Origin of the sequence: Microbacterium azadirachtae (assembly GCF_025583665.1) — a bacterium.
Classification (GTDB): Bacteria; Actinomycetota; Actinomycetes; order Actinomycetales; family Microbacteriaceae; genus Microbacterium; species Microbacterium azadirachtae.
In genome coordinates this window covers 2,981,792-3,005,416 of sequence record NZ_CP099706.1, presented here as the reverse complement: position 1 = coordinate 3,005,416, position 23,625 = coordinate 2,981,792, and the positions used below count along the sequence as shown (strand labels likewise).

Annotated in this window: 22 protein-coding genes; 15 read left to right on the top strand and 7 right to left on the bottom strand. The window is 68.7% G+C overall.

Features of this window, described 5'->3' with window-relative positions:
• Positions 1–33 precede the first annotated feature (33 nt).
• Complete coding sequence (locus NFX31_RS14290) at positions 34–492, bottom strand: response regulator (RefSeq protein ID WP_262956017.1); 459 nt, start codon at positions 490–492, stop codon at positions 34–36.
• Between the two features lie 266 nt (positions 493–758).
• On the opposite strand from NFX31_RS14290, the gene NFX31_RS14285 reads away from it, so the two are divergent.
• Positions 759–2,006 (top strand): sensor histidine kinase, encoded by a 1,248-nt coding sequence (locus NFX31_RS14285; protein ID WP_262956015.1) that lies wholly within the window; start codon positions 759–761, stop codon positions 2,004–2,006.
• A gap of 179 nt (positions 2,007–2,185) precedes the next feature.
• On the opposite strand, the gene NFX31_RS14280 is transcribed toward NFX31_RS14285, so the two are convergent.
• Both NFX31_RS14280 and NFX31_RS14275 read right to left on the bottom strand, forming a co-directional pair.
• Entirely contained in the window at positions 2,186–2,590 is a 405-nt protein-coding gene (locus NFX31_RS14280) for a PIN domain-containing protein (protein WP_045249375.1), read from the bottom strand.
• A complete protein-coding gene (locus tag NFX31_RS14275) occupies positions 2,587–2,802 on the bottom strand; it encodes a type II toxin-antitoxin system VapB family antitoxin (protein WP_045249376.1) in 216 nt (71 codons plus the stop codon). Before NFX31_RS14275 ends, NFX31_RS14280 begins: the two co-directional genes overlap by 4 nt.
• 99 nt (positions 2,803–2,901) lie before the next feature.
• Between NFX31_RS14275 and NFX31_RS14270 the strand changes: the two genes are divergently transcribed.
• Positions 2,902–3,351, top strand: a complete 450-nt coding sequence (locus NFX31_RS14270; RefSeq protein ID WP_156156679.1) for a hypothetical protein — start codon at positions 2,902–2,904, stop codon at positions 3,349–3,351.
• 62 nt (positions 3,352–3,413) lie between these two features.
• Here the strand turns inward: NFX31_RS14270 and NFX31_RS14265 are convergent, their stop codons facing one another.
• Complete coding sequence (locus tag NFX31_RS14265; RefSeq protein WP_262956014.1) at positions 3,414–3,779, bottom strand: DUF7882 family protein; 366 nt, start codon at positions 3,777–3,779, stop codon at positions 3,414–3,416.
• Positions 3,780–3,922: 143 nt separating this feature from the next.
• Here NFX31_RS14265 and NFX31_RS14260 point away from each other — a divergent pair, with 143 nt between their 5' ends.
• From NFX31_RS14260 to NFX31_RS14240, 5 genes are all read left to right on the top strand, one after another.
• Positions 3,923–4,582 (top strand): helix-turn-helix transcriptional regulator, encoded by a 660-nt coding sequence (locus NFX31_RS14260; RefSeq protein WP_262956013.1) that lies wholly within the window; start codon positions 3,923–3,925, stop codon positions 4,580–4,582.
• Entirely contained in the window at positions 4,579–5,412 is an 834-nt protein-coding gene (locus NFX31_RS14255) for a sugar nucleotide-binding protein (protein WP_262956012.1), read from the top strand. The genes NFX31_RS14260 and NFX31_RS14255 overlap by 4 nt, the downstream gene beginning before the upstream one ends.
• 204 nt (positions 5,413–5,616) lie before the next feature.
• Positions 5,617–6,117, top strand: coding sequence for a hypothetical protein (locus NFX31_RS14250; RefSeq protein WP_045249381.1), 501 nt, complete (start codon positions 5,617–5,619; stop codon positions 6,115–6,117).
• A gap of 233 nt (positions 6,118–6,350) precedes the next feature.
• Positions 6,351–9,770 carry an immune inhibitor A domain-containing protein gene (locus tag NFX31_RS14245; RefSeq protein WP_211256015.1) on the top strand — a complete coding sequence of 1,140 codons (3,420 nt, stop codon included), beginning with the start codon at positions 6,351–6,353 and terminating at the stop codon, positions 9,768–9,770.
• A 175-nt stretch (positions 9,771–9,945) separates the two neighbouring features.
• Positions 9,946–11,883: a potassium transporter Kup gene (locus NFX31_RS14240; protein ID WP_045249382.1), complete on the top strand. Its 1,938-nt coding sequence runs from the start codon at positions 9,946–9,948 to the stop codon at positions 11,881–11,883.
• A gap of 30 nt (positions 11,884–11,913) precedes the next feature.
• Here the strand turns inward: NFX31_RS14240 and NFX31_RS14235 are convergent, their stop codons facing one another.
• Positions 11,914–12,315, bottom strand: a complete 402-nt coding sequence (locus NFX31_RS14235; protein ID WP_262956011.1) for a RidA family protein — start codon at positions 12,313–12,315, stop codon at positions 11,914–11,916.
• An 85-nt stretch (positions 12,316–12,400) separates the two neighbouring features.
• Between NFX31_RS14235 and NFX31_RS14230 the strand changes: the two genes are divergently transcribed.
• The 6 genes from NFX31_RS14230 to NFX31_RS14205 all read left to right on the top strand — a co-directional run bounded on the left by NFX31_RS14230 (position 12,401) and on the right by NFX31_RS14205 (position 19,871).
• Entirely contained in the window at positions 12,401–13,705 is a 1,305-nt protein-coding gene (locus NFX31_RS14230; RefSeq protein ID WP_262956010.1) for a type III PLP-dependent enzyme domain-containing protein, read from the top strand.
• Between the two features lie 139 nt (positions 13,706–13,844).
• Positions 13,845–14,858, top strand: a complete 1,014-nt coding sequence (locus NFX31_RS14225) for a LacI family DNA-binding transcriptional regulator (protein ID WP_258955432.1) — start codon at positions 13,845–13,847, stop codon at positions 14,856–14,858.
• A 361-nt stretch (positions 14,859–15,219) separates the two neighbouring features.
• Entirely contained in the window at positions 15,220–16,344 is a 1,125-nt protein-coding gene (gene chvE / locus NFX31_RS14220) for a multiple monosaccharide ABC transporter substrate-binding protein (protein ID WP_175526252.1), read from the top strand.
• 69 nt (positions 16,345–16,413) lie between these two features.
• On the top strand, positions 16,414–17,955 hold the full coding sequence (gene mmsA, locus NFX31_RS14215) for a multiple monosaccharide ABC transporter ATP-binding protein (RefSeq protein ID WP_045249386.1): 1,542 nt from the start codon (positions 16,414–16,416) through the stop codon (positions 17,953–17,955).
• Positions 17,952–19,157 carry a multiple monosaccharide ABC transporter permease gene (gene mmsB, locus NFX31_RS14210; RefSeq protein WP_045249387.1) on the top strand — a complete coding sequence of 402 codons (1,206 nt, stop codon included), beginning with the start codon at positions 17,952–17,954 and terminating at the stop codon, positions 19,155–19,157. The genes mmsA and mmsB overlap by 4 nt, the downstream gene beginning before the upstream one ends.
• Before the next feature lie 78 nt (positions 19,158–19,235).
• A complete protein-coding gene (locus tag NFX31_RS14205) occupies positions 19,236–19,871 on the top strand; it encodes a LysE family translocator (RefSeq protein ID WP_262956009.1) in 636 nt (211 codons plus the stop codon).
• Here the strand turns inward: NFX31_RS14205 and NFX31_RS17480 are convergent.
• Together NFX31_RS17480 and NFX31_RS17475 are read right to left on the bottom strand one after the other, a co-directional pair.
• A complete protein-coding gene (locus NFX31_RS17480; protein ID WP_338101474.1) occupies positions 19,816–20,250 on the bottom strand; it encodes a hypothetical protein in 435 nt (144 codons plus the stop codon). The genes NFX31_RS14205 and NFX31_RS17480 overlap by 56 nt on opposite strands.
• Positions 20,247–20,708: a nuclease-related domain-containing protein gene (locus tag NFX31_RS17475; RefSeq protein WP_338101473.1), complete on the bottom strand. Its 462-nt coding sequence runs from the start codon at positions 20,706–20,708 to the stop codon at positions 20,247–20,249. Before NFX31_RS17475 ends, NFX31_RS17480 begins: the two co-directional genes overlap by 4 nt.
• 280 nt (positions 20,709–20,988) lie before the next feature.
• Here NFX31_RS17475 and NFX31_RS14195 point away from each other — a divergent pair, with 280 nt between their 5' ends.
• A complete protein-coding gene (locus NFX31_RS14195) occupies positions 20,989–22,461 on the top strand; it encodes an APC family permease (protein ID WP_245762995.1) in 1,473 nt (490 codons plus the stop codon).
• A 94-nt stretch (positions 22,462–22,555) separates the two neighbouring features.
• Positions 22,556–23,608 (top strand): hypothetical protein, encoded by a 1,053-nt coding sequence (locus NFX31_RS14190; protein WP_262956008.1) that lies wholly within the window; start codon positions 22,556–22,558, stop codon positions 23,606–23,608.
• The last annotated feature ends 17 nt before the right edge of the window (positions 23,609–23,625 follow it).

The following is a 23,625-nucleotide window of genomic DNA, read 5'->3' as shown; positions in this document are numbered from 1 at the left end:
CTCGCGGCGGCTGGCCACCCCGCACCTTCTTGATCAACACGCCCTAGGGGTGCGCGTGGCGCCCGACTCGATCGCAGCGCGTACGAAACGCGCCTGTACCTCCGGGGAGACGACTCGGTCGCCGGCGTGCGCGGCGACGACAGCGTCGATGATCTGCTCTGGCGTCGAGTTCTTCACGAGGTAACCGCATGCCCCCGCGTGAAGCACCTCGAGCGCGCGCCACTCGGTGGTGAACGTCGTCAGCGCGACGATCCGGCAGCTCGGGTTCCACTCGAGGACTCGCTTCGTGGCCTCGACGCCGCTGACCCCGGGCATCTTGATGTCCATGAGGACGACGTCGGGCTGAACCTGTTTACACGCGTCCACGACTTCGGAACCGTCGGCGGCTTCTCCGACGAGCGTGATGCGTTCATCGTCTGCTATGAACGCGCGCAGCGCATGGCGTACGAGAGCCTCGTCATCGACGACGAGTACACGCACGGCATCGCTCACCCCTTCACGCTATCGCGGGGAATTCGACAGAACCGTAGCCCCAGGGCTACGGTTCTCAAGCCTTGGAGGTCAGCGACGTAGTGTGAGAAGAGCATCCGTGTGCGTGACGACGTCGAACCCACGGGCCCGGCGTCGGCTCGCGACCCCGACCTTTAGGAGCCACATCATGCCCACCCTGAACGTCTTCGGCTTCGGTACATTCGCAGGCCTGGTGGTCAGGTCCAACGCCGACCTCGGTGATTGGCTGTGCAAGATGCTGGGCATCTGTGCCTGATGAACATCCTGAGGCGGGCCAGAAGCTGAGGTTCTCCGACCCGGGACGGACATCCTTCAGGCGTCTGTTTGGCTCCAGGCGGTTCTGGCAGCAACGGACTCTGCACCCGATCGCGCGCATCCTGCTGCTCGCGGTGGTGACCGTGCTGTTGTGCATCGCGATCGGCTTCATCGTCGCGGCGGGCCGTTTCGCGCGCGCTGACCTGCTTACGCTCATGCTCTACGTCGCGATCGCTGCTTTCGCTTGGCACCCGCTCACTGCGGCGTTCATGGTCATAGTCATCTGCAGTCTGGGCGCTGTGCTGACGGGCAGCGGCGGAGATCTTCTCGAGCTGGCGATCGCCCTCGGCCTGGTTGCCGCAACCTGCGCGCCGTGGCTGATCGTCCTTCATGCTCTGGTGCTGAGTGTGCTGACTGCGGACATCGCCATCAACGGCTCCTCCCTCACGGACGGAGGGGTGTACGGGAACACAGGTATCGCTGCGATCGCCTTCTTGGCCGGTCTCACCTTCCGCATCGTCACCGCCCGAGAAGAGATCGTCGTCGCCGAACGGGCACGTGTCGTGAAGGACCTGGAAGCTCTGGCACGAGAAGAGCAGGAGCGGATCGCGGACGAACTGCACGATGGGATCGCGCATGACCTCACCCTCGTGCTGTTCCATGCGCGCGCACTGCCGAGACAACCCGACGAGGCATCACGGCAGGTGTCACTCACCACGATCGAGGAATCGGCCGAGAAGGCGCTGCAGAGCATCCAATCGCTCTTGTCGTTGATGCGCGAGACGAGGCCTGAGGGCGCGGATGGGTGCCCCGCGCGGTACGACGGCGACGTGATCGAAGCCGTGACCTCTCTGGCCACCTTGCTGAAGGAGGCGGGGATCCCGACCAGGGTGTCGCTCCCGCAGGGCGCACTCAGCGTCACGCCGGCAGCCGAGCGGGCTCTCGCAGATACAGCCATCGAGGCCGTGACGAACATCCTCAAGCACGGACCCAACTCGGAAGCCGCGAGTCTCGACGTCGTGGGGAAGCCCGGCTTCGTCGAGCTGTTGGTGACGAATGTCGTTTCAGACGCCGATGCGCGCACTAAGGCACGCTCGAGTGGGCGCGGGCTGCTTCGCGCCCGCCAGAGGCTCGCTCAATATGGAGGCGAGCTGGAAACGGATCTGAGTTCAGGGACGTGGCTCCTGTGGGCACGGATTCCGGTTGCACACACTGATCCAGGTGTCCGTGTCGCCGCGTAGGCTCCGAGGATGCGAACGACTTTCGACGCCGAGGCAGATGCTGCCTACATCACGCTGGTCCCTGAGATCGAGTCCGGTCGGTCCGTGCGCAACGAGATCGTCGAGACTCCCGCGACGAACCGTGATTCGCTTGCGGGTCGATGATCAGTGTGCGGGCGGCTGGCTGATTCCCGCCGCGGTCAGGCTGCGACGTACTCCTGGCGGACGCGGCCGTCGGTCGCAAGCTCGATGTATCCGAAGTCGTGGTCAGAGTTCAGGATCACGGCGTCGTTGACGACAGCGTAGGCAGCGATCAGGCAGTCGAACGCCGCGGCGGCGCGCACGAGCCCCTTCTCCCAGAGGGCCTGCTGGATGTCGAGGGCGTCCTGCCCGTCTGGGTGCTCCCACGCCGGCAACAGCCCCTCCATGTCCTCGCGGAGGTCCAGGTACTCGCGCGGATCCCGCGCCGAATGGCAGTACTCGAGCACCTGGGGTGGGCAGGTGATGATCAGGTGGTTCGGCGACAGCGCCCTGAGCCTGTCGGCGATCGCGGTGCTGGTTCCGGCCTTCTGCCAGATGCTGTTGTCTACGAGGTAGGTGGTCACGGGCGAGTCGCTGTCGGCGCGATCGTGGGCGCGTCGATCTGGTCAGGCGTGAACCTGCGTCCGATGATGCGCTCCACCGCCGCCGGCTGGCGACGAACAGCGATGAGCGTGCGCAGGGCAAGGTCCACCGTCTCGCGATTGGAGGACGTGCCTGCGAGCTCCTTGGCTTGCCGCAGTTCGTCGGGATCGATGTCGATGGATGTGACGGTCATGGTGCCCCCTCGCTGAACCGATTTGTATAAGTAAGTATATAGAGCTCTGGGTGAGGGGGTCCGGAGTCTGTCGCATTCACCACGTAGGCTCACCGGATCATGACTTTGCCCCCTGACACACGGAGGCCGCTGCCGGGCGGAGAGGTGCGTGCAGTGCTGCTGATGGCGGCTGCTCTGCTCTGTCTCCCCGTTCTGCTCATGCTCGCCATCCAGTACATCGACTCACACGAGAACGTCGCATCGCAGTGCATGTACTCGCAGCCTGCGGGGGTCGCGAAAGTGAATGACCCTCTGGTGACGGCGTCGACGACGGCGATGCCCGCCGGACGACTCTGCGTCTATCTCGCCGAAGGCGGCGGGGAGATCGTCGTGCAGACCGGGTGGCCCACCACGGTGTTCGGCCTCGCGGCGACGGCAGCGATCGCTGTACTGACGCTCTTCGCGCTCGGGGTCCGACACGGTCGAGGCGTTGTCGTCACCCTGCTTCCGGCCATCGTCGCCCTGGGTCTCTGGGCCGTGGTGCTGCTCAGCGCGCACACAGCGCACTGACCGCGAGCAGTTTCGCACCGAGACGATACGCGGTCGTCAGAGAACGGCTCGCTCGCTACGCCTCACCCGACGGGGTTGTCATGCCGGGCGCCGCGGGGCTCGTGACCGGGCGCGCGACCTGAGCTGCCGTCGATGTCTTCCGCTGTGAGGTGGATGCCGCCGGTCGAGTTCGCGGCGTTCGCGAGCCTCGCCAGGTAGGGGCGGTCCAGGTCGGGCGCCACCGGCTCATCGAACACGAAGCGCAGCGGCACGGCAGGGTGCAGCCAGATGGAACTGCGCCCGGTCGGCTCGCCGTCGCCGTGCGGCCACGACACCGTGAAGCTCTCCCCGCGGCGCAGCTTGGTCGTGATCACGATCTTGAGATGAGCGAGCACGCGATCGTCGATGCGGATCGGAGCGGCGGATCCGCCGTAGTACATGTCTCCCACAGGTCGCCTACTCCGGGCGCCCCGTCGTCTGCCGATGATCGAGCCGGTCTGTCGTCCTGGGTGCCATCACTCCTTCACCGTAGATTCCGCGGTGGTGAAGAACTTCACCCCAAAGGGTGAAAGTCTCGGCGTATGGTGTGCACATGGTCATCTCCATCGCGCTCGTCAACGACTACGAGGTCGTGGTCCGCGGACTCTCCTCGATGCTGCGCGCCTATCAGAACCGCGTCCGCATCCTCGAGCTCGACGTGAACCGGGAGCTCAGTCAGCCCGTCGACATCGTGCTCTACGACACCTTCGCCGCCACCCAGGGCGACCGCGCGGAGCTGCACGCGCTCGCCGCGAACCCGCTCGCGGGCAAGGTCGCGGTCTACTCCTGGAACATCGACGACGCACTGGTCCGTGCGGCCCTGGCCAACGGCGCCCACGGATACATCTCGAAGGGGCTTCCCGCCCGACAGCTCGTCGCCGCCCTCGAGGAGATCCATCACGGCTCTTCGAAGATCTACGCCGCGCTCCCCGGCACGGGGGCGGTCGTCGCCGGTGACTGGCCCGGGCGCGAAGAGGGCCTGACCCAGCGCGAGGCGGAGGTGCTGGCGCTGATCACCCAGGGGCTCTCCAACACGGAGATCGCCGATCGCGCCCACCTGTCCGTGAACTCGGTCAAGACCTACATCCGCAGCTGCTACCGGCGCATCGGCGTGAACAGCCGTACCAACGCCGTGCTGTGGGGCATCGAACACGGGTTCCGGCCCGACCGCATGCGGGTGACCAACCCCGAGCCCGAACCGGGCGCAGGATGACGGTGCCGGGGGAGCGGTCCCCGGGCCGCACCCTCCTCGTCGGCTGCGGCAAGCTCGGCGTCGCTCTCGGTGAGCGGCTGGTCGCGGGCGGCCAGGAGGTGCTCGCGATCCGCAGGACGCCCGGAGCGCTGCCCTCCGGCTTCCGCTCGATCGCCCAGGATCTGCGTCTCGCCGCACCCCGCGACCTGCCACCCTGCGACTCGATCGTCATCACGCTCCCGCCGGATGCCCCGGACGAGGATGGCGAGGGGATCTACGCCGCGGCGCTCGCCCACCTCGCCGAGGCGCTGCCCTCGCACCCCTCGCGCGTGCTGTTCGTCTCCTCGACGCGCGTCTTCGAAGGGCGGCCGGGGCCGCGTCCCCTCACCGAGGCGGATGCGCCCGCTCCGGCCGGCCCTCGGGCGCACGCGCTGCTCGACGGCGAACGGCTCGCGGCACGGCTGCTCGGCGCCCGCGTGATCCGCCCGGCGGGGATCTACGGCCCCGGCCGGGAGTCGGTGATCCGCCGGGTGCGCGAACGCGTCCCGGTCGACTACTCACGCCGCACCAACAGGATCCACGAGCACGACCTGGTCCGGCTGCTGGACGCGATGCTCCGCGCCGAGGATCCGCCGCCGCTCGTGCATGCGGTGGATCAGGCGCCGGTGCCGATGGGCGAGGTCGTGACCTTCGTCGCGGACCGCCTGGGGGGCGAGGCACCGCCGCGGATCGAGCCGGAGGGGAACGGCGGGACCGTGCTCGACGGCGCCCTGATGCGCGAGGTTCTCGGGTCTCTGCGCTTCCCGTCGTTCCGCGAGGGCTACGCGGAGCTGCTGGGCGGTTCGGACTGACGCCCAGCGGTGCACCCGGCAGAACAAACGCCGCGCGGCGCGGTCAACGGGCCGTGACCGTCATATCTCAGTGCGGTCACGATCCCGCGGGATCCCGTCCGAGGGTCCGAACCTATGCATCTGCTCGGAATAGGGTGGATGGTGACCATGGCTGTCGCGCCCTCACGGACCGGCAGCCACATCTATGGAGACCGGAGAGCTCACATGAACAAGGCAACCCTCGCACGGATCGGCGGCGTCGCCGCTGCGATCGTCCTGACCGCCACGATGACCGCCTGCTCGGGCGGCCAGAGCGTCGCCGACGCGTGCAAGATCGCGAACACCGAGATGACCAAGGCGACCTCGAGCGTCTCGAGCGACGTCAACGCCGCGATGCAGAAGGCGACCCAGGGCGAGAAGGTCGACTTCGCCGAGATCTTCGCTCCGGTGCAGAAGGGTCTCGACGAGGCCGGCAAGAAGGTCACCAACGAGGCCGTGAAGGCGCCGCTCACCGCCTTCGCGAACGAGTTCAACGGCTTCGTCAAGGCGTTCGACGGTTTCGAGATGCCCGACCTGAAGAACATCGACGCGACCGACCCGGCCGCCATGGACAAGATCCAGGAGGCGCAGAAGAAGGCCGAGGAGATCTCGACCAAGGCGCAGGATGCCAGCGCCAAGCTGACCGAGCAGGGCAAGAAGCTGCAGGAAGTCTGCAACAAGGGCTGATCCGAGCCCCGCGGGCCTCTGCCCGCCCGAAAGGCGCTGTCCGGGAGCGATCCCGGGTGGCGCCTTTCCGCATCAGGGGAGGACGGATCCGGTCGCGGATCCTTTCCTTTCTCAGGCGATTCTGTTCCCTTGCATAGGGTTTTCACGGTAATCCTGATTCTTGTGCGCCTGACCGGCGCATGACATCCGCACCGTCGCGGCAACCCCCGCGGTGATGCCTGGAGGGAGAATCAATGTCAGAGAGAAGCGTCCGCGCACGCCGACGTGTCGCAGCGACGACATCCGCGTTCGTGCTCGCCGCAGCCGGAGTGGCGACGTTCGGGGCCGTCCCCGCCGTCGCGGCGCCGAGCGTCTCGGCGCCCGGCGTCCGTCCGACCGCCGCTGCGACGACGGGAGTCGCCAGCGATCACTACATCAACTACGTGGCGCCGCGTGCAGACGCGATCCTCGACGGGGCCGACGACCAGCCGGTCGCCGACCTGAGCGGCAATGCCCGTGCGCGTAAGGGCGTCAGCGACGCCGCCTTCGAGCGGGCGAAGGAGAACGACGAGAAGCACGCTCAGGGCAACCCTGTGGCGGCCGAGCAGCTGGCCAAGACCGAGGCGGAGGCGGTGCAGAGCGGCGAGAGCCCGAAGAACCTCAAGCACGCGGACAGCACGCAGCAGGCGAAGCTCCTCACGATCCTCGTCGAGTTCGACGGCACGGAGGACTTCTCGAACCTGCAGGTCCCGACCGCGTTCGGCGAGACGACCTGCAAACCCGGTGACGTGCAGGGGCCGACGCTGCACAACAACATCGCGAACCCGGCCGATGCCGTCCACAAAGACAACAACAGCATGTGGGTGCCGGACTTCTCGAGCGACTTCTACAACAAGATGCTGTTCTCCGACGAGGGCATCACCGAGCGCGTCCGCACCGATCTGACCGGCCTGGACGGCCAGCCCGGCTTCGACATCTCGGGCCACACCATGAAGAAGATGTACGAGGAGATGTCGCGCGGTGCGTACTCGCTCACGGGCGAGGCGACCGCATGGGTGAAGGTGCCGCACTCCGAGGCGTACTACGGCGCCACCGTGTGCCACAAGGATCCCGCCACGGGCGACTACGTCGCCGGCCCGATGCAGGACATGCAGGGTCACCCCGACAACCCCCTCGGCCCCGGCCAGCTCCCGATCGACGCAGTGGCGGCGCTGGCGCAGTCCGATCCCTCGTTCCCGTGGGCGGACTATGACATCGAGGACCAGGGCGACCGGGACGGCGACGGCAACCTGCACGAGCCGGACGGGATCATCGACCACGTCGTGCTCGTGCACGCCGGTGAGGACAAGTCGGGCGGCGGCGGCAAGGAGGGGACCTACGCGATCTGGGCGCATTCGTCCGATGTCGCGGGCGGAGCCACCATCCCCGGCACCGATTTCAAGATCCAGAACTACATCGTCCAGCCGGAGAACTCCGGCGTCGGCGTGTTCGCCCACGAATACGGACACGACCTGGGCCTTCCCGACCTGTACGACACCTCGAACGCCGGCGACTCCGACGTCGACTTCTGGGATCTGATGAGCTCCGGGTCGCATTCCGGACCGATCTTCCAGTCGATGCCGACGCACATGGGCATCTGGGACAAGTGGGTGCTCGGCTGGGTGGACCCGCTCGAGATCAACCCGGGTGACGGCACGAAGACGATCAAGGTGGGACAGGCGTCCCGGCCCGCGAATGGCACCGAGGACGGCGTCAAGATCAACCTGCCGGACAAGGTCAAGACGCTCGCCACCCCGCACAGCGGCGCCGAGATGTGGTATTCGAACGCCGATCAGGACTGGGCCGACGTGACCCTGAGCCGCACGATCGACAACGTGCCGGCCGGTGCGACCTTCTCGATGTGGAACAACTACGTGATCGAGGAGGACTGGGACTTCGGGTTCATCGAGGTCTCGACCGACGGCGGCAGCACGTGGACCGAGCAGAAGGTCTACGACGACAGCAACGCCCTCGTGTCGACCGATGACGGCTACAGCGACCCGAACGGTCGGATGAAGGACTTCGGCAACAAGAAGTACGGTCTGACCGGATCCACGGACGGCTGGCGCCACGACCACATCGATCTGTCCTCGTACGCGGGCCAGAACATCCAGGTGCGTCTGCGTCAGGCGACCGACGCGGCGTTCGAGGAGCGCGGCTGGTTCTCCGACGACTTCGCCCTCAGCGCCGGCGGATCCGACGTCTGGACAGACGACGTGGAGTCCGGCGACAACGGCTGGACGGCGACGGCGGGCACCTTCACGGACACCACGGGGGTCGGCTGGGCGCGGGACACCGGCATTCAGACCAAGAAGCAGTTCTACCTGGTCGAATGGCGCAACTTCGACGGTTTCGACGAGGGGCTGAAGTACGGCTACACCACGGTCTACAGCGACCAGGGCTGGAAGGTCGAGAAGGTTCCGTACAACGCGCCGGGTGCGCTGGTCTGGTATCGCGACGCGGCCTACGGCTCGTCGAACCAGATCACGTCGTATCTGACCAATCTGCCCAGCTACGGGGCGAAGGGCGGCCTTCTGCTCGTCGACAGCCACTTCGACCCGCTGCGCAGAACGGGCGCGGAGGCGGAGCTGGATCCGTCGCTGCTCAAGAATCTCTCCAGCCGTGCGCAATCGTCGAACGCCGCTTTCGGTCTCACGCCGACTCTGCCGTTCAAGGACTGCATGGTGGACGCCGACTTCACCGAGGCGTGCACCGACATCGCCGCCCAGCCGCCGGTGAGCAGCTTCACCGACGACCAGGGCTGGGTCGCCGGCCTGGAGTTCCGTGACGGCGATCTGTACAACCGTCTGCGCGACGCCTCGGTCGTCGTGCCCTCGGTCGACGATGCGGCGTACACCACGCGCGTGGTCAACCCTGACGGCACCCCGGCGACCGACCTGTACGGCACCGTGCTGCCTTTCACGACCCTCGGCACCGGCAACCCCGCCGACGCCGGCGTCGGATACGGCACCGTGGTCACGGTGAAGAAGGCGCTGCAGAAGAACACGGCAGCCCTGCTCACGGTGCGCGCCCCGCTCTCCGACGCCCCGTCGAAGCCCGCCGCGCCGGCGATCACGTCGCCGGCGGACGGTGCCAAGCTCGACACGGCGCCGACCGCGGTCAGCGGCACGGGTGTGCCGGGAGCCGTCGTCGAGGTGACGGTCGACGGCGCAGCCGCCGCGGCTGCCGACGCCAAGGCTGCGGCTCCCGCCGCGGCGAAGGCCAAGGCGGCGGATGCCGCGGTCACGGTGGAAGAGCCTGTGGTCGTGGGCGGCGACGGCACGTGGACGGTCCCGCTCGTCGGCACCTTCGCGCCCGGGCCGCACACGATCTCCGCGGTGCAGAGCGTGGGCGATCTGAACAGCGACCCGGCGGCGAGCGCCTTCGTCGTCGCCGAGGTCACGACGCCGAGCACTCCGACGCCGACTCCGCCGGTCACCGGCGGCGACGGTGACGGCAAGGGCGGCACCGGACACGGTTCCGGCGCCCTCGCCGCGACCGGTCTGAACGGCGACGCGCTGCTGACGACGGGCATCGTCGGCGGTCTGCTCGTACTGCTCGCCGGCGTGCTGCTCGTCGTGGCGCGTCGTCGCCGTCGGCTCGACGGCGGCAGCGCTGCAGAGCCGAAGAGCTAGTCGCACCCGCGACAGCGCCCGGAGCGCCGATCCTCGTCTTCGAGGGTCGGCGCTCCGTCGTCGTCGCGGTGCCGCACCCAGCGCGAGGATCGCGTGAGGAAGCCGTCTCCGACACTCCGTGAGGATTCCGTGAGGAGGGCCGGGTGGCGCGGGAAACGGGATCTAGGCTTCGTCTGTGAACAGCCAGGCAGTGATCGATCAGAAGGCTCCCGCCGCGACCCGCAGTCCGCTCCGGCTCGCCCTCGTGATCGGCGCGCTCGGGGTGGTGTTCGGCGACATCGGCACGAGCCCCATCTACGCGCTGCAGACCGTGTTCAACCCCGAGGATCCGCATCCGGTCCCGCTCACGACGGAGAACCTGTACGGCGTCGTCTCGCTCGTCGTCTGGTCGGTCATCCTGATCGTCACGATCACCTACGTCCTGCTCGCGATGCGCATGGACAACGACGGCGAGGGCGGCATCATGGCGCTCCTCACCCTCCTGCGCCGCTGGGCGCCGAAGGGGCGCACGCGCACCGTGGCGATCCTGTCAGGCCTCGCCGTGCTGGGGGCGGCGCTGTTCCTGGGGGACAGCATGATCACCCCGGCGATCTCGGTGCTCTCCGCGGTCGAGGGGCTCAAGACCATCAATCCGGGGCTCGACGAATGGGTCGTCCCCATCACTGCCACGATCCTGCTCATCCTGTTCCTCATCCAGAAGCTCGGAAGCTCCGTGGTCGGGCGGCTCTTCGGGCCGATCATGGCGATCTGGTTCGTGGTCGTCGGCGTGCTGGGCATCGGCGGGATCCTTCACGATCCGCAGATCCTGCTCGCCCTGCTGCCCACCTACGCGATCGGCTTCATGGTCAGCCACTTCCACATCGCGTTCTTCGCCCTGGCCGCCGTGGTCCTCTCCGTCACGGGCGCCGAGGCCCTCTACGCCGACATGGGCCACTTCGGCCGCAAGTCGATCTCGTTCGGGTGGCTGTTCCTGGTGTTCCCGGCGCTCGCGCTCACCTACCTGGGTCAGGGGGCGCTGCTGCTGGAGGACAAGGCGAACATGTCGGCGCCGTTCTTCCTGCTCGCGCCGGAGTGGAGCCGCATCGCGCTGGTCGTGCTGGCCACGGCGGCGACCGTGATCGCATCGCAGGCGGTGATCTCCGGCGCCTTCTCGGTCGCGGCGCAGGCATCCGGGCTCGGCTACCTGCCGCGACTGAGGGTCACCCACACTTCTTCCGAGACCCAGGGGCAGATCTACGTCCCATGGATCAACTGGCTGCTGATGGTCTCGGTGATCACGCTGGTGTTCGTCTTCCGCAGCTCCGCGTCGCTCGCTTTCGCGTACGGCATGGCGGTCATCGGCACCATCACGATCACGACGCTGCTGTTCTTCTACCTGGCTCGGCGACGGTGGAAGACGCCGAGCTGGATCCTCGCGATCGGCGCGGCGGTGCTGCTCTCCGTCGACCTGCTCTTCCTCGCCGCCAACGCCACCAAGTTCGTGCACGGCGCCTGGCTGCCCCTCGCGATCGGTCTCATCGCGTTCATCGTGATGACGACCTGGCAGCGCGGACGCGCGCTCATCACCGCCCGCCGCACCGAGGCGGAGGGGTCGCTCGCCGACTTCGTGAGCAACCTGCGCACGCATCCGAAGCTCATCGACCGCGTGCCCGGCACGGCGATCTTCCTGAACCCCGGAGGCACCACGACGCCGCTCGCCCTGCGCGCCAACGTCGAGCACAACCACGTGCGTCACGCCCGGGTGATCATCCTGTCCGTGGACATCCAGAACGTCCCGCGGGTCCCGCAGTCCCAGCGCTGCACGGTCGACGATCTCGGGGATCCGACCGACGGGATCCTCTACATCTCCACGAGGTTCGGCTATGCCGAGAACCCGGACATCCCGCGTGCCCTGCGCACGATCCCTCCGCACAAGACCCAGGGCTGGCTGGATCTCGACAACGCCACGTACTTCCTGTCGAAGATCGAGCTGCGCGAGGGGCGCAGGGGCGGCATGGCACGGTGGCGCAAGCGTCTGTTCCTCGCCGCGTCGCACATCACCACCGACGCGAGCGACCACTTCGGCCTGCCCCGCGACCGCGTGATCGTGATGGGGTCGCAGATCGAGCTGTGAGGCGACGCGGAGCACCGGTCGCGGCGCGGCTCAGACGACGGCGAGCGCGTCGATCTCGACCAGCATCTCCTCTCGGGGGAGTCCGGTGAACACAGTGGTGCGGGAGGGGAGCACGCCGCTCAGGGTGTGCCGGGTGACGAAGGCGCCGTAGGCCTCGTTCATGAGGGCGAAGTCCTCGCGCTTCGTGAGGTAGACGCGCAGCATCACGACGTCGTCGAAGGTCGCCCCCGACGCCTCGACGATGGCGCGCACGTTCTCCAGCGTGCGCAGGGTCTGCGCGGCCACATCGCCGGGGAACAGGTATTCGCCGGTGGCGGGATCCACGGGCCCCTGGCCGGAGACCTGCACGATCGGACCCTTGCGCACGCCCTGCGAGAACACATGCGCCGGGGCGGGGGCGTCGGCGGTCAGCACACGGGTCTTCTCGGTCATGGTCGTTCCTCTCGGTCGGCGGCCGGACGCGGCGATCGACATGCTACGCGACGCGTCGTCGCGCGCGGCGCGTCATCATGGAGGAGTGGAGACGTCATCGAGTGCTGCCCGCCCGCTGTCCGTGCGCGACAAGTCGTTCCCCCCGTCGGCGCACGGCCTCACGCGGGAGCAGTTCCTCGCGACGGCCCCTCGACGTTCCGACTTCGCGACACCGCTGCTCACGCTCGACGCCGGCGCGATGGTGCACAACGTCGCCCGCATGGCCGACTGGGCGCAGGAGGCGGGGGTGCTGCTCGCGCCGCACGGGAAGACCACGATGGCTCCGGCGCTGTGGCGGCAGCTGCTCGATCCCCGTCCGCGCGGCGCCGGCGCCTGGGGTCTCACGCTCGCCACCGCATGGCAGGCGCAGGTCGGTCGTGCGCACGACGTGCGCCGCATCCTCATCGCGAACGAGGTCGTGGATCCGGTCGGCCTGCGCTGGATCGCCGACGAGCTGGCGGCGCATCCCGACGTCGAGATCCTCAGCTGGGCCGACGGCGTGGACGTGGTGCGGGCGATGGAGGCGGGGCTCGGCGCCGACGTGCGCCGGCCGCTGGCGGTGATGGTCGAGCTCGGCGGGGCGGGCGGGCGCACCGGCGCACGCGACCGTGCCGCCGCTCTCGCCGTCGCAGAGGCGATGGCGGCGTCGCCGGTGCTGCAGCTGGCAGGCGTCGGCGGCTATGAGGGCGCCCTCGCGCACGACGCCGGCGACGCGGCGATCGCCCGGGTCGACGCGTACCTCGACGAGCTCGCCGCCGTGCACCGCGCGATCGGCGAGGCCGGACTCTACCCGGAGGGCGCACGCCCGGTCGTGACCGCCGGCGGCAGCGCCTACTTCGACCGCGTGGGGGCCGTGCTGCCGGCACTCTGCCCCGATGCGGACGTGGTGGTGCGCTCCGGCGCCTTCCAGATCCACGACGACGGGTTCTACGCCGGCATCAGCCCGATGGGCCGCACGATCGGCGATGTGCCGTTCCGCTCGGCGATGCACGTGTGGGCACGGGTGCTGTCACGCCCCGAACCCGGACTCGCACTGCTGGACTGCGGCCGTCGCGACGCCTCGTTCGACGAGGGGCTGCCGGTGGCGCAGCGCATCGCCGGCCGCGCGAGCGACGACGTCGTGCTCGCCGGCAGCCGCGTCACGGCGCTCAACGACCAGCACCTGTTCCTGCGGCTCGGCGACGACGTCGTCGCCTCCGGGGCGGCCGAGCGGCTGGCAGTGGGCGACGTCGTGCGGCTCGGCCTGTCCCACCCCTGCACGGTGCTCGACAAGTGGCGCCTGATCCCCGTCGTCGCCGATGCGGACGCGCCGGACCCGGTCGTCGTGGACGTCGTGGAGACCGTGTTCTGAACGCGACGGCGCCCGTGACGCGGGCGGATGCGCCGCGGCGCGGTGGTCGAGCCGCATGGCCGGGGGAGCGGGCGGGGGCGTCCGAGGCGTTCGCCGCCTCCCCCATAATGAGCTTGACCGGTGTGGAGCGGAGGTGGGCGTGGCTGTGGACAGCGAGCCGTCTCGCGCCCTGAACATCCGCGACGTGGCGCGTGAGGCGGGCGTCTCGTACCAGACCGTGTCGCGGGTGCTGAACGGCAGCGACCGCATCCGGGAGTCGACCCGCGCGCACGTGCAGTCGGTGATCGACCGGCTCGGCTACCGTCCCAATCCGGTCGCGCGGGCGCTGTCGACGAACCGCTCCCGCACGATCGGGGTGCTCACGGCGCAGAGCGCCCTGTACGGACCCGCCACGGCGATCGCCGCGATCGAGTTCGCGGCGCGCGACGCCGGCTACCGGCTCTCGATCGCGAACCTGCGCTCGGGGGAGACCGAGGCGGTGCGCGCCAGCATCGACGATCTGCTCAGCCACGCCGTCGAGGCGATCATCGTGATCGCCCCTCAGCAGCAGGTGCTCGGCGAGGTCGGCGAGATGAGCGTGGACGTGCCGATCGTGGCGCTCGGTCCGAGCGGTGAGCGGCACTCGATGGCGATGGATCAGATCGCCGGCGCCAGGGCGGCGGTCGGGCATCTCGCCGACCTCGGACACGAGTACATCGTGCACCTCGCGGGACCCCAGGACTGGACCGAGGCCGAGGCGCGCATGGTCGGGTATCTGCGCGAGCTCGATGCCCGGGATCTGCGGGTGCGCGCCCCGCTGCTGGGGGACTGGACCGCGCAGTTCGGCTATGAGGCCGGGCGGAGCCTGCTGCGGATGCCCGACTTCACCGCGGTCTTCGCGGGCAACGACTCGATGGCGCTCGGCTTCCTGCACGCCTGCCGCGAGCTCGGCGTGCGGGTGCCGGAGGACATCAGCGTCGTCGGGTTCGACGACATCCCTGAGGCAGCGCATTTCTTCCCGCCGCTCACGACCGTGCGGCAGGACTTCAGCGAGCTCGGGCGGCGCACGATCCGCATGCTGCTGGCGCAGCTGAACGGCGAGGAGCTGCCACAGGAACCCCTGATCCCGCAGCTGATCGTGCGCTCGTCGACGGCCGCTCCCCGCTCCCTCTGAGGGTTTCGCGGCCACGACGCGAGCTGTCGGCGACGAGGCAGGGGCACGTCCATCTTGGATTCGGCTCTTGACAAATGTGACCGGTTCGCCAGAGGATCGCTCGTGCGGGTGTGATCGGTCACAGCCGCGGGCGACGAAGGGGTCGGATTCCGGCCTCCTCGTCATCCGAGCAGGAGATCGGCGGCCACCGGCCTCCCGCGAGAAGCATCACGAACCGACGGCCGCAGCGATGCGTCCGTCTGCCTTGCCTCGCCCCGCGTCCTCGGGGCGAGGGTCCTGAACGGGCGCCCCGAGCATGCCGTCGGCGCGCCCTCTGCGGTCCTGAGCGCGCCATGGCGGCGTGCTCGACGAAAGGAATCACATGAAGTTCTCCAGACTGGCTCTCGGCGCTGCGGCCGTGGCCCTCGCCCTCACGATGACCGCCTGTGCAGGCACCCGTGGCGGCGGCGGCTCCTCGACCGCCGAGCCCGGCGCGAACAAGGGCGCTCTCGTCGGCGTCGCGATGCCGACGAAGACCTCGACCCGCTGGATCCACGACGGCGACGCCGTCAAGGCAGGACTCGAGAAGCTCGGCTACAAGGTCGACCTCGAGTACGCGGACGACGACATCCCCACCCAGGTGCAGCAGATCTCCAACATGCTCACCAAGGGCGCCAAGGTGCTCGTCGTCGCATCGGTCGACGGGACGGCGCTGTCCAGCCAGCTCGACCAGGCCGCGTCCAAGGGCGTCAAGGTCATCGCCTACGACCGTCTGATCAACGGCAACAAGAACGTCGACTACTACACGACCTTCGACAACTACAAGGTCGGCGTGCAGCAGGCCACCAGCCTCCTCGAGGGCCTGGGCGTGCTGGACAAGAGCGGCAAGGACACGGGTGCCGCCGGGCCCTTCAACATCGAGCTGTTCGCCGGAAGCCCCGACGACAACAACGCCACCTTCTTCTTCAACGGCGCGATGGACACCCTCAAGCCCTACCTCGACAAGGGCGTGCTCAAGGTCGGCAGCGGCCAGACCGGCTTCACGCAGGTCGCCACGCAGGGCTGGCAGGCCGACGTCGCCAAGAAGCGCATGCAGGACCTCATCGCCTCGACCTACTCGAACGGTCAGACGGTGAACGGCGTGCTCTCCCCGTACGACGGCCTCTCCATCGGCATCATCTCGGCCCTCACCGGGGCCGGCTACGCCACCGACAAGCTGCCGATCATCACCGGCCAGGACGCGGAGATCCCGTCGGTCAAGTCGATCATCGCGGGCCAGCAGTACTCGACCATCTACAAGGACACCCGCAAGCTCGCGGGTGAGGCCGTGAAGATGACCGACGACCTGCTCAACGGCAAGACCCCCGAGGTCAACGACACGAAGTCCTACGACAACAAGACCAAGGTCGTCCCGACGTTCCTGTTCCAGCCGGTCGTGGTCACCAAGGACAACTACAAGGAAGCCGTCATCGACACCGGGTACTACACCGAGGACCAGCTCAAGTAAGGCACTCCCTCGACACGGGTGGCTGCGGACGCTCCCGCAGCCACCCTCCTCTGACGAAAGGAGAGCGAGATGAGCGACAACATCCTCGAGATGCGCGGGATCACCAAGACGTTCCCGGGCGTGAAGGCTCTGCAGGACGTGTCGATCAGCGTGCAGCGCGGCCATGTGCATGCGATATGCGGAGAGAACGGGGCCGGCAAGTCCACGCTGATGAAGGTGCTCTCGGGCGTCTACCCGCACGGATCCTACGAGGGCGAGATCCTCCTCGACGGGGAGCCAGTCGCGTTCAAGAGCATCAACGAGTCCGAGCACGCGGGCATCGTCATCATCCATCAGGAGCTGGCGCTGAGCCCGTACCTGTCGATCGCCGAGAACATCTTCCTCGGCAACGAGCGCCAGTCCGGCGGCTGGATCGACTGGAACACCACGAACCAGGAGGCGGCCAGGCTGCTGCGCAGCGTCGGGCTCGACGAGAACCCCGCCACGAAGATCGCCGACATCGGCGTCGGCAAGCAGCAGCTCGTCGAGATCGCCAAGGCGCTCTCCAAGAGCGTGCGGCTGCTGATCCTGGACGAGCCGACCGCCGCGCTCAACGACGACGACTCCGCGCACATGCTCGAGCTGATCCGGAGCCTGCGCGACGAGGGCATCACCTCGATCATCATCAGCCACAAGCTCAACGAGATCCGCGCGATCGCCGACGAGGTCACCGTCATCCGCGACGGGCGCAACATCGAGACCCTCGAGATGCGCACCGACGACGTCAGCGAGGACCGGATCATCCGCGGCATGGTGGGGCGCGACCTGGCCAGCCGGTTCCCCGACCGGATCCCGAAGATCGGCGGCGAGCTGCTGCGGATCGAGGACTGGACGGTGCACCACCCCCTCGACCACGAGCGCAAGGTCGTCGACGGCGCCAACCTCTTCGTCCGCGAGGGCGAGATCGTCGGCATCGCCGGGATCATGGGCGCCGGGCGCACCGAGCTCGCGATGAGCGTGTTCGGGCGCAGCTACGGGGTGAACATCTCCGGGCGCGTCTACAAGCGCGGATCCGAGATCTCCACCAGGACCGTGTCGGACGCGATCGGCCACGGCCTCGCCTACGCCACCGAGGACCGCAAGCGGTTCGGGCTGAACCTCATCGACGACGTCGAGCGGAACATCACGATCGCCGCCCTCGACCGGATCGCCCGGATCGGGTGGGTCAACGAGAGCCGCGAGCGGATCGTCGCAGAGTCGTACCGGAAGAGCATGAACATCAAGACCAGCTCGGTCGAGGCGGTCGTCGGGAAGCTCTCCGGCGGGAACCAGCAGAAGGTCGTGCTGTCGAAGTGGATGAACACGTCGCCCGACGTGCTCATCCTCGACGAGCCCACCCGCGGCATCGACGTGGGCGCGAAGTACGAGATCTACGGCATCATCAACCAGCTCGCGAGCGAGGGCAAGGGCGTCATCGTCATCTCCAGCGAGCTGCCGGAGCTGATCGGGCTCTGCGATCGGATCTACACCCTGGCCGAGGGGCGCATCACCGCGGACGTGCCGCGGGCGGAGGCGTCGGCCGAGAACCTCATGCGTTACATGACCCAGGAGAAGGAGGTGGGCTCCGCATGAGCGGCTCATCCATCACCCCCCAGACGAGCTCGCTGCGCTCCGCATTCGAGTTCCTCACCGGCCAGCTGCGGCAGATCGGCCTGTTCATCGCCCTGATCGTGATCGTGATCTTCTTCCAGATCACGACGGGCGGGATCACCCTCGCCCCGATCAACGTGTCGAACCTGATCATCCAGAACAGCTACATCCTGATCCTCGCGATCGGCATGGTGATGGTGATCATCGCGGGTCACATCGACCTGTCCGTGGGGTCCGTGGTCGCCTTCATCGGCGCGGCGGCGGGCGTGCTGATCACCAAGATGGGCGTGCCCTGGCCGGTCGCCGTGGTGCTGTGCCTCGTGCTGGGTGCGCTCATCGGCGCCTGGCAGGGCTTCTGGGTCGCGTACTTCAAGATCCCGGCGTTCATCGTCACCCTCGCGGGGATGCTCACGTTCCGCGGCCTCACCGAGATCACCCTGCAGAACACGGCCATCTCCCCGTTCCCCGACGGGTTCCGCGCGATCGGCGCCGGCTTCCTGCCCGACCTGGGCGGCGGACAGACCGTGGTCGAGCCGCTCACGATCATCCTCGCGGTGCTCGTCGTGCTCGGGATGATCGGCTTCGGGATCCGCGGGCGCATGACCCGCCGGAAGTTCGCCGTCGAGGACGAGCCGCTGTGGTGGTTCATCGCGAAGCTCGCCTTCACCAGCCTGCTGATCGCCCTCGTCGCCTACCTGCTCGCCAGCTACAACGGCACCCCGATCGCCCTGGTGATCCTCGGCGTGCTCACCGTGGTCTACTCGGCGATCATGGCGCGCAGCGTGTGGGGCCGGCACATCTACGCGATCGGCGGCAACCCGCTGGCCGCCAGCCTCTCCGGCGTGAAGACGCCGCGCGTCACGTTCACGCTGTTCATCAACATGGGCGTGCTGTCGGCCCTCGCCGGGCTCGTGTTCACCTCGCAGCTGAACCTCGCGAGCCCCCGCAACGGAGACGGCTTCGAGCTCGACGCGATCGCTGCGGTGTTCATCGGAGGCGCGGCCGTCACCGGCGGCATCGGCAAGATCACCGGGGCGATCATCGGCGGCCTCATCATCGGCATCCTGAACAACGGCATGTCGATCCTCGGCGTCGGAACCGAGTACCAGGCGCTGATCAAGGGCCTCGTGCTGCTCGCCGCCGTCGCGTTCGACGTCTTCAACAAGCGCCGCTCCGGGCGCTGACGCGGATCCGTCCCGGGCTGCCGTCGCCCTCCGGTGACCGCTGCCCGGGACGTTCCGCGTTCGCGCTACCTTCGTCGTATGACGCTCGGCCAGGCACTGCTCTCGTTCGCGCTCGTCGTGGGCCTGCTCACGATCATCCCCGGCCTGGACACGGCGCTCGTGATCCGGGGCACGGTGACCCGCGGCCGCCCCTACGGGTTCGCCGCCCTTCTCGGGATCCAGGTCGGCACGCTGATCTGGGGCGCCGCCGCGGCCACCGGGGCGGCGGCCCTGCTGGCGGCGAGCGAGGTCGCATACCGGGTGCTGTCGTTTGCGGGCGCGGCGTACCTCGTCTACCTCGGCGCGACGATGATCGCGAAGACGTTCCGCCCGGGCGCGGATGCGTCGACGGAGGCCCCGGCTCCTTCACGGCGGAGCACACGGAGCGGCTTCCTGCTCGGGCTCCTCACGAACATCACGAACCCGAAGGTCGGAGTGTTCTACATGGCGACCATCCCGCAGTTCGTTCCGGCGGGGCAGTCCCCGCTCCTGGTGGGTCTGCTGCTCGCACTCGTGCACTGCACCCTCGGCACCGTCTGGCTGGGCGCGATCATCCTGGGAGCGAACCGGCTCGCGCCGCGCCTGCGCTCCACCCGCGTGATCCGCTGGATGGACCGGATCACGGGCGGAGTGCTGATGCTGTTCGGCGCCCGCCTCGCCCTCGACGTGCGCTGACCGCCGCCCGAAGGCCTCGCGGCTCACGCAGCCGGAACGCCGCCGCGAGCCGGGCGGCGACGGCGTCGACGTCCACCCCGACGTCCGCCGACTCCGCGATCCGCTTCACGAGGCGGACGGGCCACGTCACCAGCACCTCGGAGATCGAGAACGGGCTGCCGAAGAAGCCCCAGTCCGCCTCGAGGAAGCACAGCGCTGCGGCCACCGGGGTGGCGTCGCCGAGCGCCGCCGCGACCAGCGCCGCCTGCTTCCGCACGCCGTCGACGAGCGCGGTCCCGTCGCGTCCGCCGATCCGCAGCGTCTGGATGCGCGGCCCGAAGACGCCCCCTGTGGCTTCCCGCGACGGGCGGCGGCCCTTGTACCTCTTGGCGTCGATCACCCAGACGCCGCCGGGGAGACGACGATGTGGTCGATGTTGGCCCTGGTGCGCGGGATCCGCCGATCGTGCAGTGCGCGCGCCGACGTCGGCAGATCCTGAAGCCGCCGGGCGAGCAGCTCCTCGCCCATCGCCCCGCGTGCCCAGGCCTGCGTGCTCTGCGGGTCGTCGGAGAGCGCGAGGATCAGACCCCCGAGCTTCGGGTGCGCCGTGCGGATCCGCTCCTCGCGCCGGCGGTGGCGTCTCTCGTACTCACGGCGTGCGGATGCGCCCGCCGTGCCCGGCTCGAGCGTCTCGGGGGCGGGCGGCTCATCCAGGGCGCACTCGAGGCACCGCACCGTCCGCCGGTCGCGCTCGTAGACGGCGTCCGTGCCCGCGGGCAGAGCGCGACCGCACAGCCGGCACGTCCCGGCGTAGCGCAGGCGCATGCGCGTGTCCCGCGGTCCCAGCTCCGCAGCCATGGCGCCGACGGTACCAGCTGACGAGCCGGGCGGGAAGGGTGGCCGGGACGAGGAGGCGTCTGCGCATATCGAACCGATTCGGGCGGATCCGCAACGGATCCCGGCGCGGATCTCTCGGATGCTTTCGGAATCCCCACCGAGGGCGCCGATATTCTCAGCGCGTCCATAGCTTCAGGGAACATCGACGAAATCAAGGTCTGGTCCTCTAGTTGCAAGGATGCCCGGGGTGCTAACGTCCCTCTGTCATCCCCCATACCCGACGATGAGACAGGGGAACAGAGTGACCCAGAATCCACTCGAGACGGATACGTCTCTGCAGCGTGCGATCGACTATCAGGAGCACGCACTGCAGGCCGGAGGCGTCTCCAAGGCCGGCTCGACGCTGATGGCCGTGGCAGGCAGCGCGCCCGCCTACTCCATCGCGGCCAGCACCGCGCTTCTGATCGGCGCCGCCGGCGTCGGCGCCCCCGCCGCACTGCTGTGGTGCGGCATCCCCATGCTCGGCATCGCCTTCGCGTTCGGCTACCTCGCGCGCGTCGACACCCACGCGGGAGCATCGTTCTCCTGGGTGGCGCGAGGCCTGCATCCGATCCTCGGCTTCCTCGCCGGCTGGGCCGTGGTGATCTCGGCGACCATCTTCATGGTGGCGGGGGCCCTGCCCGCCGGCCAGATGACGGTCGCGCTGTTCGCCGGCGACAAGGTCGCCAACGAGAACACGCTGCTCGTGACGCTCGTGGGAGCCCTCTGGTTCCTGGTGATGGCGGCAGCGGTGATCTTCGGCGTGCACACCACAGAGCGCGCGCAGTGGATCATGTCGATCATCGAAGTCGGAATCCTCGTGGTGTTCGCGGCCATCGCGATCCCGCGCGCGATCACGACCTACCACCACGGCGAGACCTTCTCCTGGGACTGGTTCGGCTTCGGCCACCTGACCGGCGCGGGCGTCTTCGTCGCGGCGGCCCTGATCGCGGCCTTCTACTACTGGGGCTGGGACGTCACGGCCAACCTCGGCGAGGAGACGAAGAACGCGCACAAGACCACGGGCCTCGCGGGGATCCTCGGCATCGTGATCGTGTTCATCCTGTTCGAGATCTACACGACGACCACCCTGGTGATGCTGCCGGGCAAGACGATCGAGGCGAACAGCGGAAACGTGCTCAGCGTGCTGGGCGACGCGATCATGCCCGGCATCGGCGGCAAGATCCTGATCATCGCGGTCGCGCTCTCGACCATCGCGACGCTCGAGACCACGCTCGTCCAGGTGAGCCGCACCCTGTTCGCGATGGGCCGCGACCGCACCATCCCGTTCGCCTTCGGCCGGATCAACCGCAAGTGGAAGACGCCCGTCTTCGCCACTCTCGTGGTCGTGGGCGTCTCGCTGCTGCTGTTCGTGCTCGCGAACGTCTTCGGCGACAGCGTCGGGCAGATCCTGGGCTGGGCGATCTCGTCGATCGGCCTGCAGATCGCCTTCTACTACTCGCTCGCCGGCTTCGCGCTGATCATCGGTTTCCGCAAGGTGATCTTCCGCTCGCTGAAGAACTTCCTCCTGATCGGCGTCTGGCCGTTCGTCGGAGCGGTGTTCATGCTGTACATCTTCTTCGCGGCGATCCCGAACAACGAGCCGGTCGTGAACATCCTCGGACTCGGCCTCATCGCGATCGGCATCATCCCGCTCGCGCTGTTCTACCGCAAGGCGAAGGACGCGTACTTCTCGCGGCGCCCGCTCGAGGTGCCGGAGGACTTCGCCGCCTGACGCGGGCGACGGGACCGGGGTGCGCGCACGCATCCCGGTCCCGCCGTCTGTGGGGCGCGGCAGGCCGAGCGCGGCCCTGCCTAGACTGACCGGGATGTCCGATCCCGTTCCCCGCCAGATGCGGCACCAGGTGCACGCGGTGGCAGCGCAACCGCCGACGCCGCCGACGGTGCGGGCTCCGCTCTGGCGGCGGGCGCTGCGGATGCCGCTGCTGTGGGCGCTGCTCTGCGGCGTGCTCGCCGTTCCCGGCTATGCCGCCGGCGGGGATGCGTTCCTGCCGTTCCTGCTCACGCTGGCGGGCGGCTGGCTGTGCGGGATGTCGTTCGTGAACGCGACCGCGCGCATGTCCCCGCCGCGTCGCGGTGCGATCGTGCACGGGCTCGGCGCCATCGCGGCGGGCCTGCTGCTCGCGTTCCTGGCAGCGGTGGTGCCCGACCTGCTGGCGCCCAAGCCGAATCCCGCCCGCGCGGTCGTCGCCGTCGTGCAGATGGCCGCCGCTCCGGCCGCGGGATGGATCTGGCTCGCCCTGATCGGACGACTCACGAGCGCCCTCCGCCTGCGCGCGACCCCGGCCGTGCTCGAGGGCTCCGAATGGGAGGGCGCGGAGCGGGGATCCGGATCCGTGCTGCGCTTCGCCGCCGTGCCCCTCACGATGCGGGCGCTGACGCTGTGGATCCTGCTCGTCGTGGTCGTCGTCGCGGGGATCGGCGTCGCGCTGATGATCGCGTTCGACGCCTTCGTGATGGCCGCCGGCCCGCGGCTCGTCATCGTCGCGCTCGGGATCGTGCTCGGCCTGCCCGCCTACCTTCTGCTGAGCGCCCTGCTGCGTCGTCGCACCGTCGCGTGCACGGTGCGCTTCGATGTCGACCGCCTGCAGCTCGAGCGTGCGGGGAGCACGCTGTCGGTGCGCTACGCCGATGTCGACCGCCTGGTCTGGCGCAGCGACAGCGAGTATGCACGCCTGGAGGTGCGCGGTGAGGGCGTCGAGCTCTCGCTCATCGCCGGGATCGCTCGCGTGCCGAAGGGGAGGACGCCCGCGCTGCCTCCGCTGTCCCGACGCGTGCGCGGGCTGCTCGAGGGGGCAGGGCTGTCGCCGTCGCCCTCGCGCAACGGGCGTGTGCAGAGGTTCGTCCGAGACGCGGGGTGATCCGAGCGCCGGACGGG

What these genes read in the sequence shown, in the direction of transcription:
- NFX31_RS14275 (WP_045249376.1), bottom strand. Translation starts at nt 2,802, where the DNA reads ATGACCGTCACATCCATCGACATCGATCCCGACGAACTGCGGCAAGCC.
- NFX31_RS14270 (WP_156156679.1), top strand. Translation starts at nt 2,902, where the DNA reads ATGACTTTGCCCCCTGACACACGGAGGCCGCTGCCGGGCGGAGAGGTG.
- NFX31_RS14260 (WP_262956013.1), top strand. Translation starts at nt 3,923, where the DNA reads ATGGTCATCTCCATCGCGCTCGTCAACGACTACGAGGTCGTGGTCCGC.
- NFX31_RS14255 (WP_262956012.1), top strand. Translation starts at nt 4,579, where the DNA reads ATGACGGTGCCGGGGGAGCGGTCCCCGGGCCGCACCCTCCTCGTCGGC.
- NFX31_RS14250 (WP_045249381.1), top strand. Translation starts at nt 5,617, where the DNA reads ATGAACAAGGCAACCCTCGCACGGATCGGCGGCGTCGCCGCTGCGATC.
- NFX31_RS14245 (WP_211256015.1), top strand. Translation starts at nt 6,351, where the DNA reads ATGTCAGAGAGAAGCGTCCGCGCACGCCGACGTGTCGCAGCGACGACA.
- NFX31_RS14235 (WP_262956011.1), bottom strand. Translation starts at nt 12,315, where the DNA reads ATGACCGAGAAGACCCGTGTGCTGACCGCCGACGCCCCCGCCCCGGCG.
- chvE (WP_175526252.1), top strand. Translation starts at nt 15,220, where the DNA reads ATGAAGTTCTCCAGACTGGCTCTCGGCGCTGCGGCCGTGGCCCTCGCC.
- mmsA (WP_045249386.1), top strand. Translation starts at nt 16,414, where the DNA reads ATGAGCGACAACATCCTCGAGATGCGCGGGATCACCAAGACGTTCCCG.
- mmsB (WP_045249387.1), top strand. Translation starts at nt 17,952, where the DNA reads ATGAGCGGCTCATCCATCACCCCCCAGACGAGCTCGCTGCGCTCCGCA.
- NFX31_RS14205 (WP_262956009.1), top strand. Translation starts at nt 19,236, where the DNA reads ATGACGCTCGGCCAGGCACTGCTCTCGTTCGCGCTCGTCGTGGGCCTG.
- NFX31_RS17475 (WP_338101473.1), bottom strand. Translation starts at nt 20,708, where the DNA reads ATGGCTGCGGAGCTGGGACCGCGGGACACGCGCATGCGCCTGCGCTAC.
- NFX31_RS14190 (WP_262956008.1), top strand. Translation starts at nt 22,556, where the DNA reads ATGTCCGATCCCGTTCCCCGCCAGATGCGGCACCAGGTGCACGCGGTG.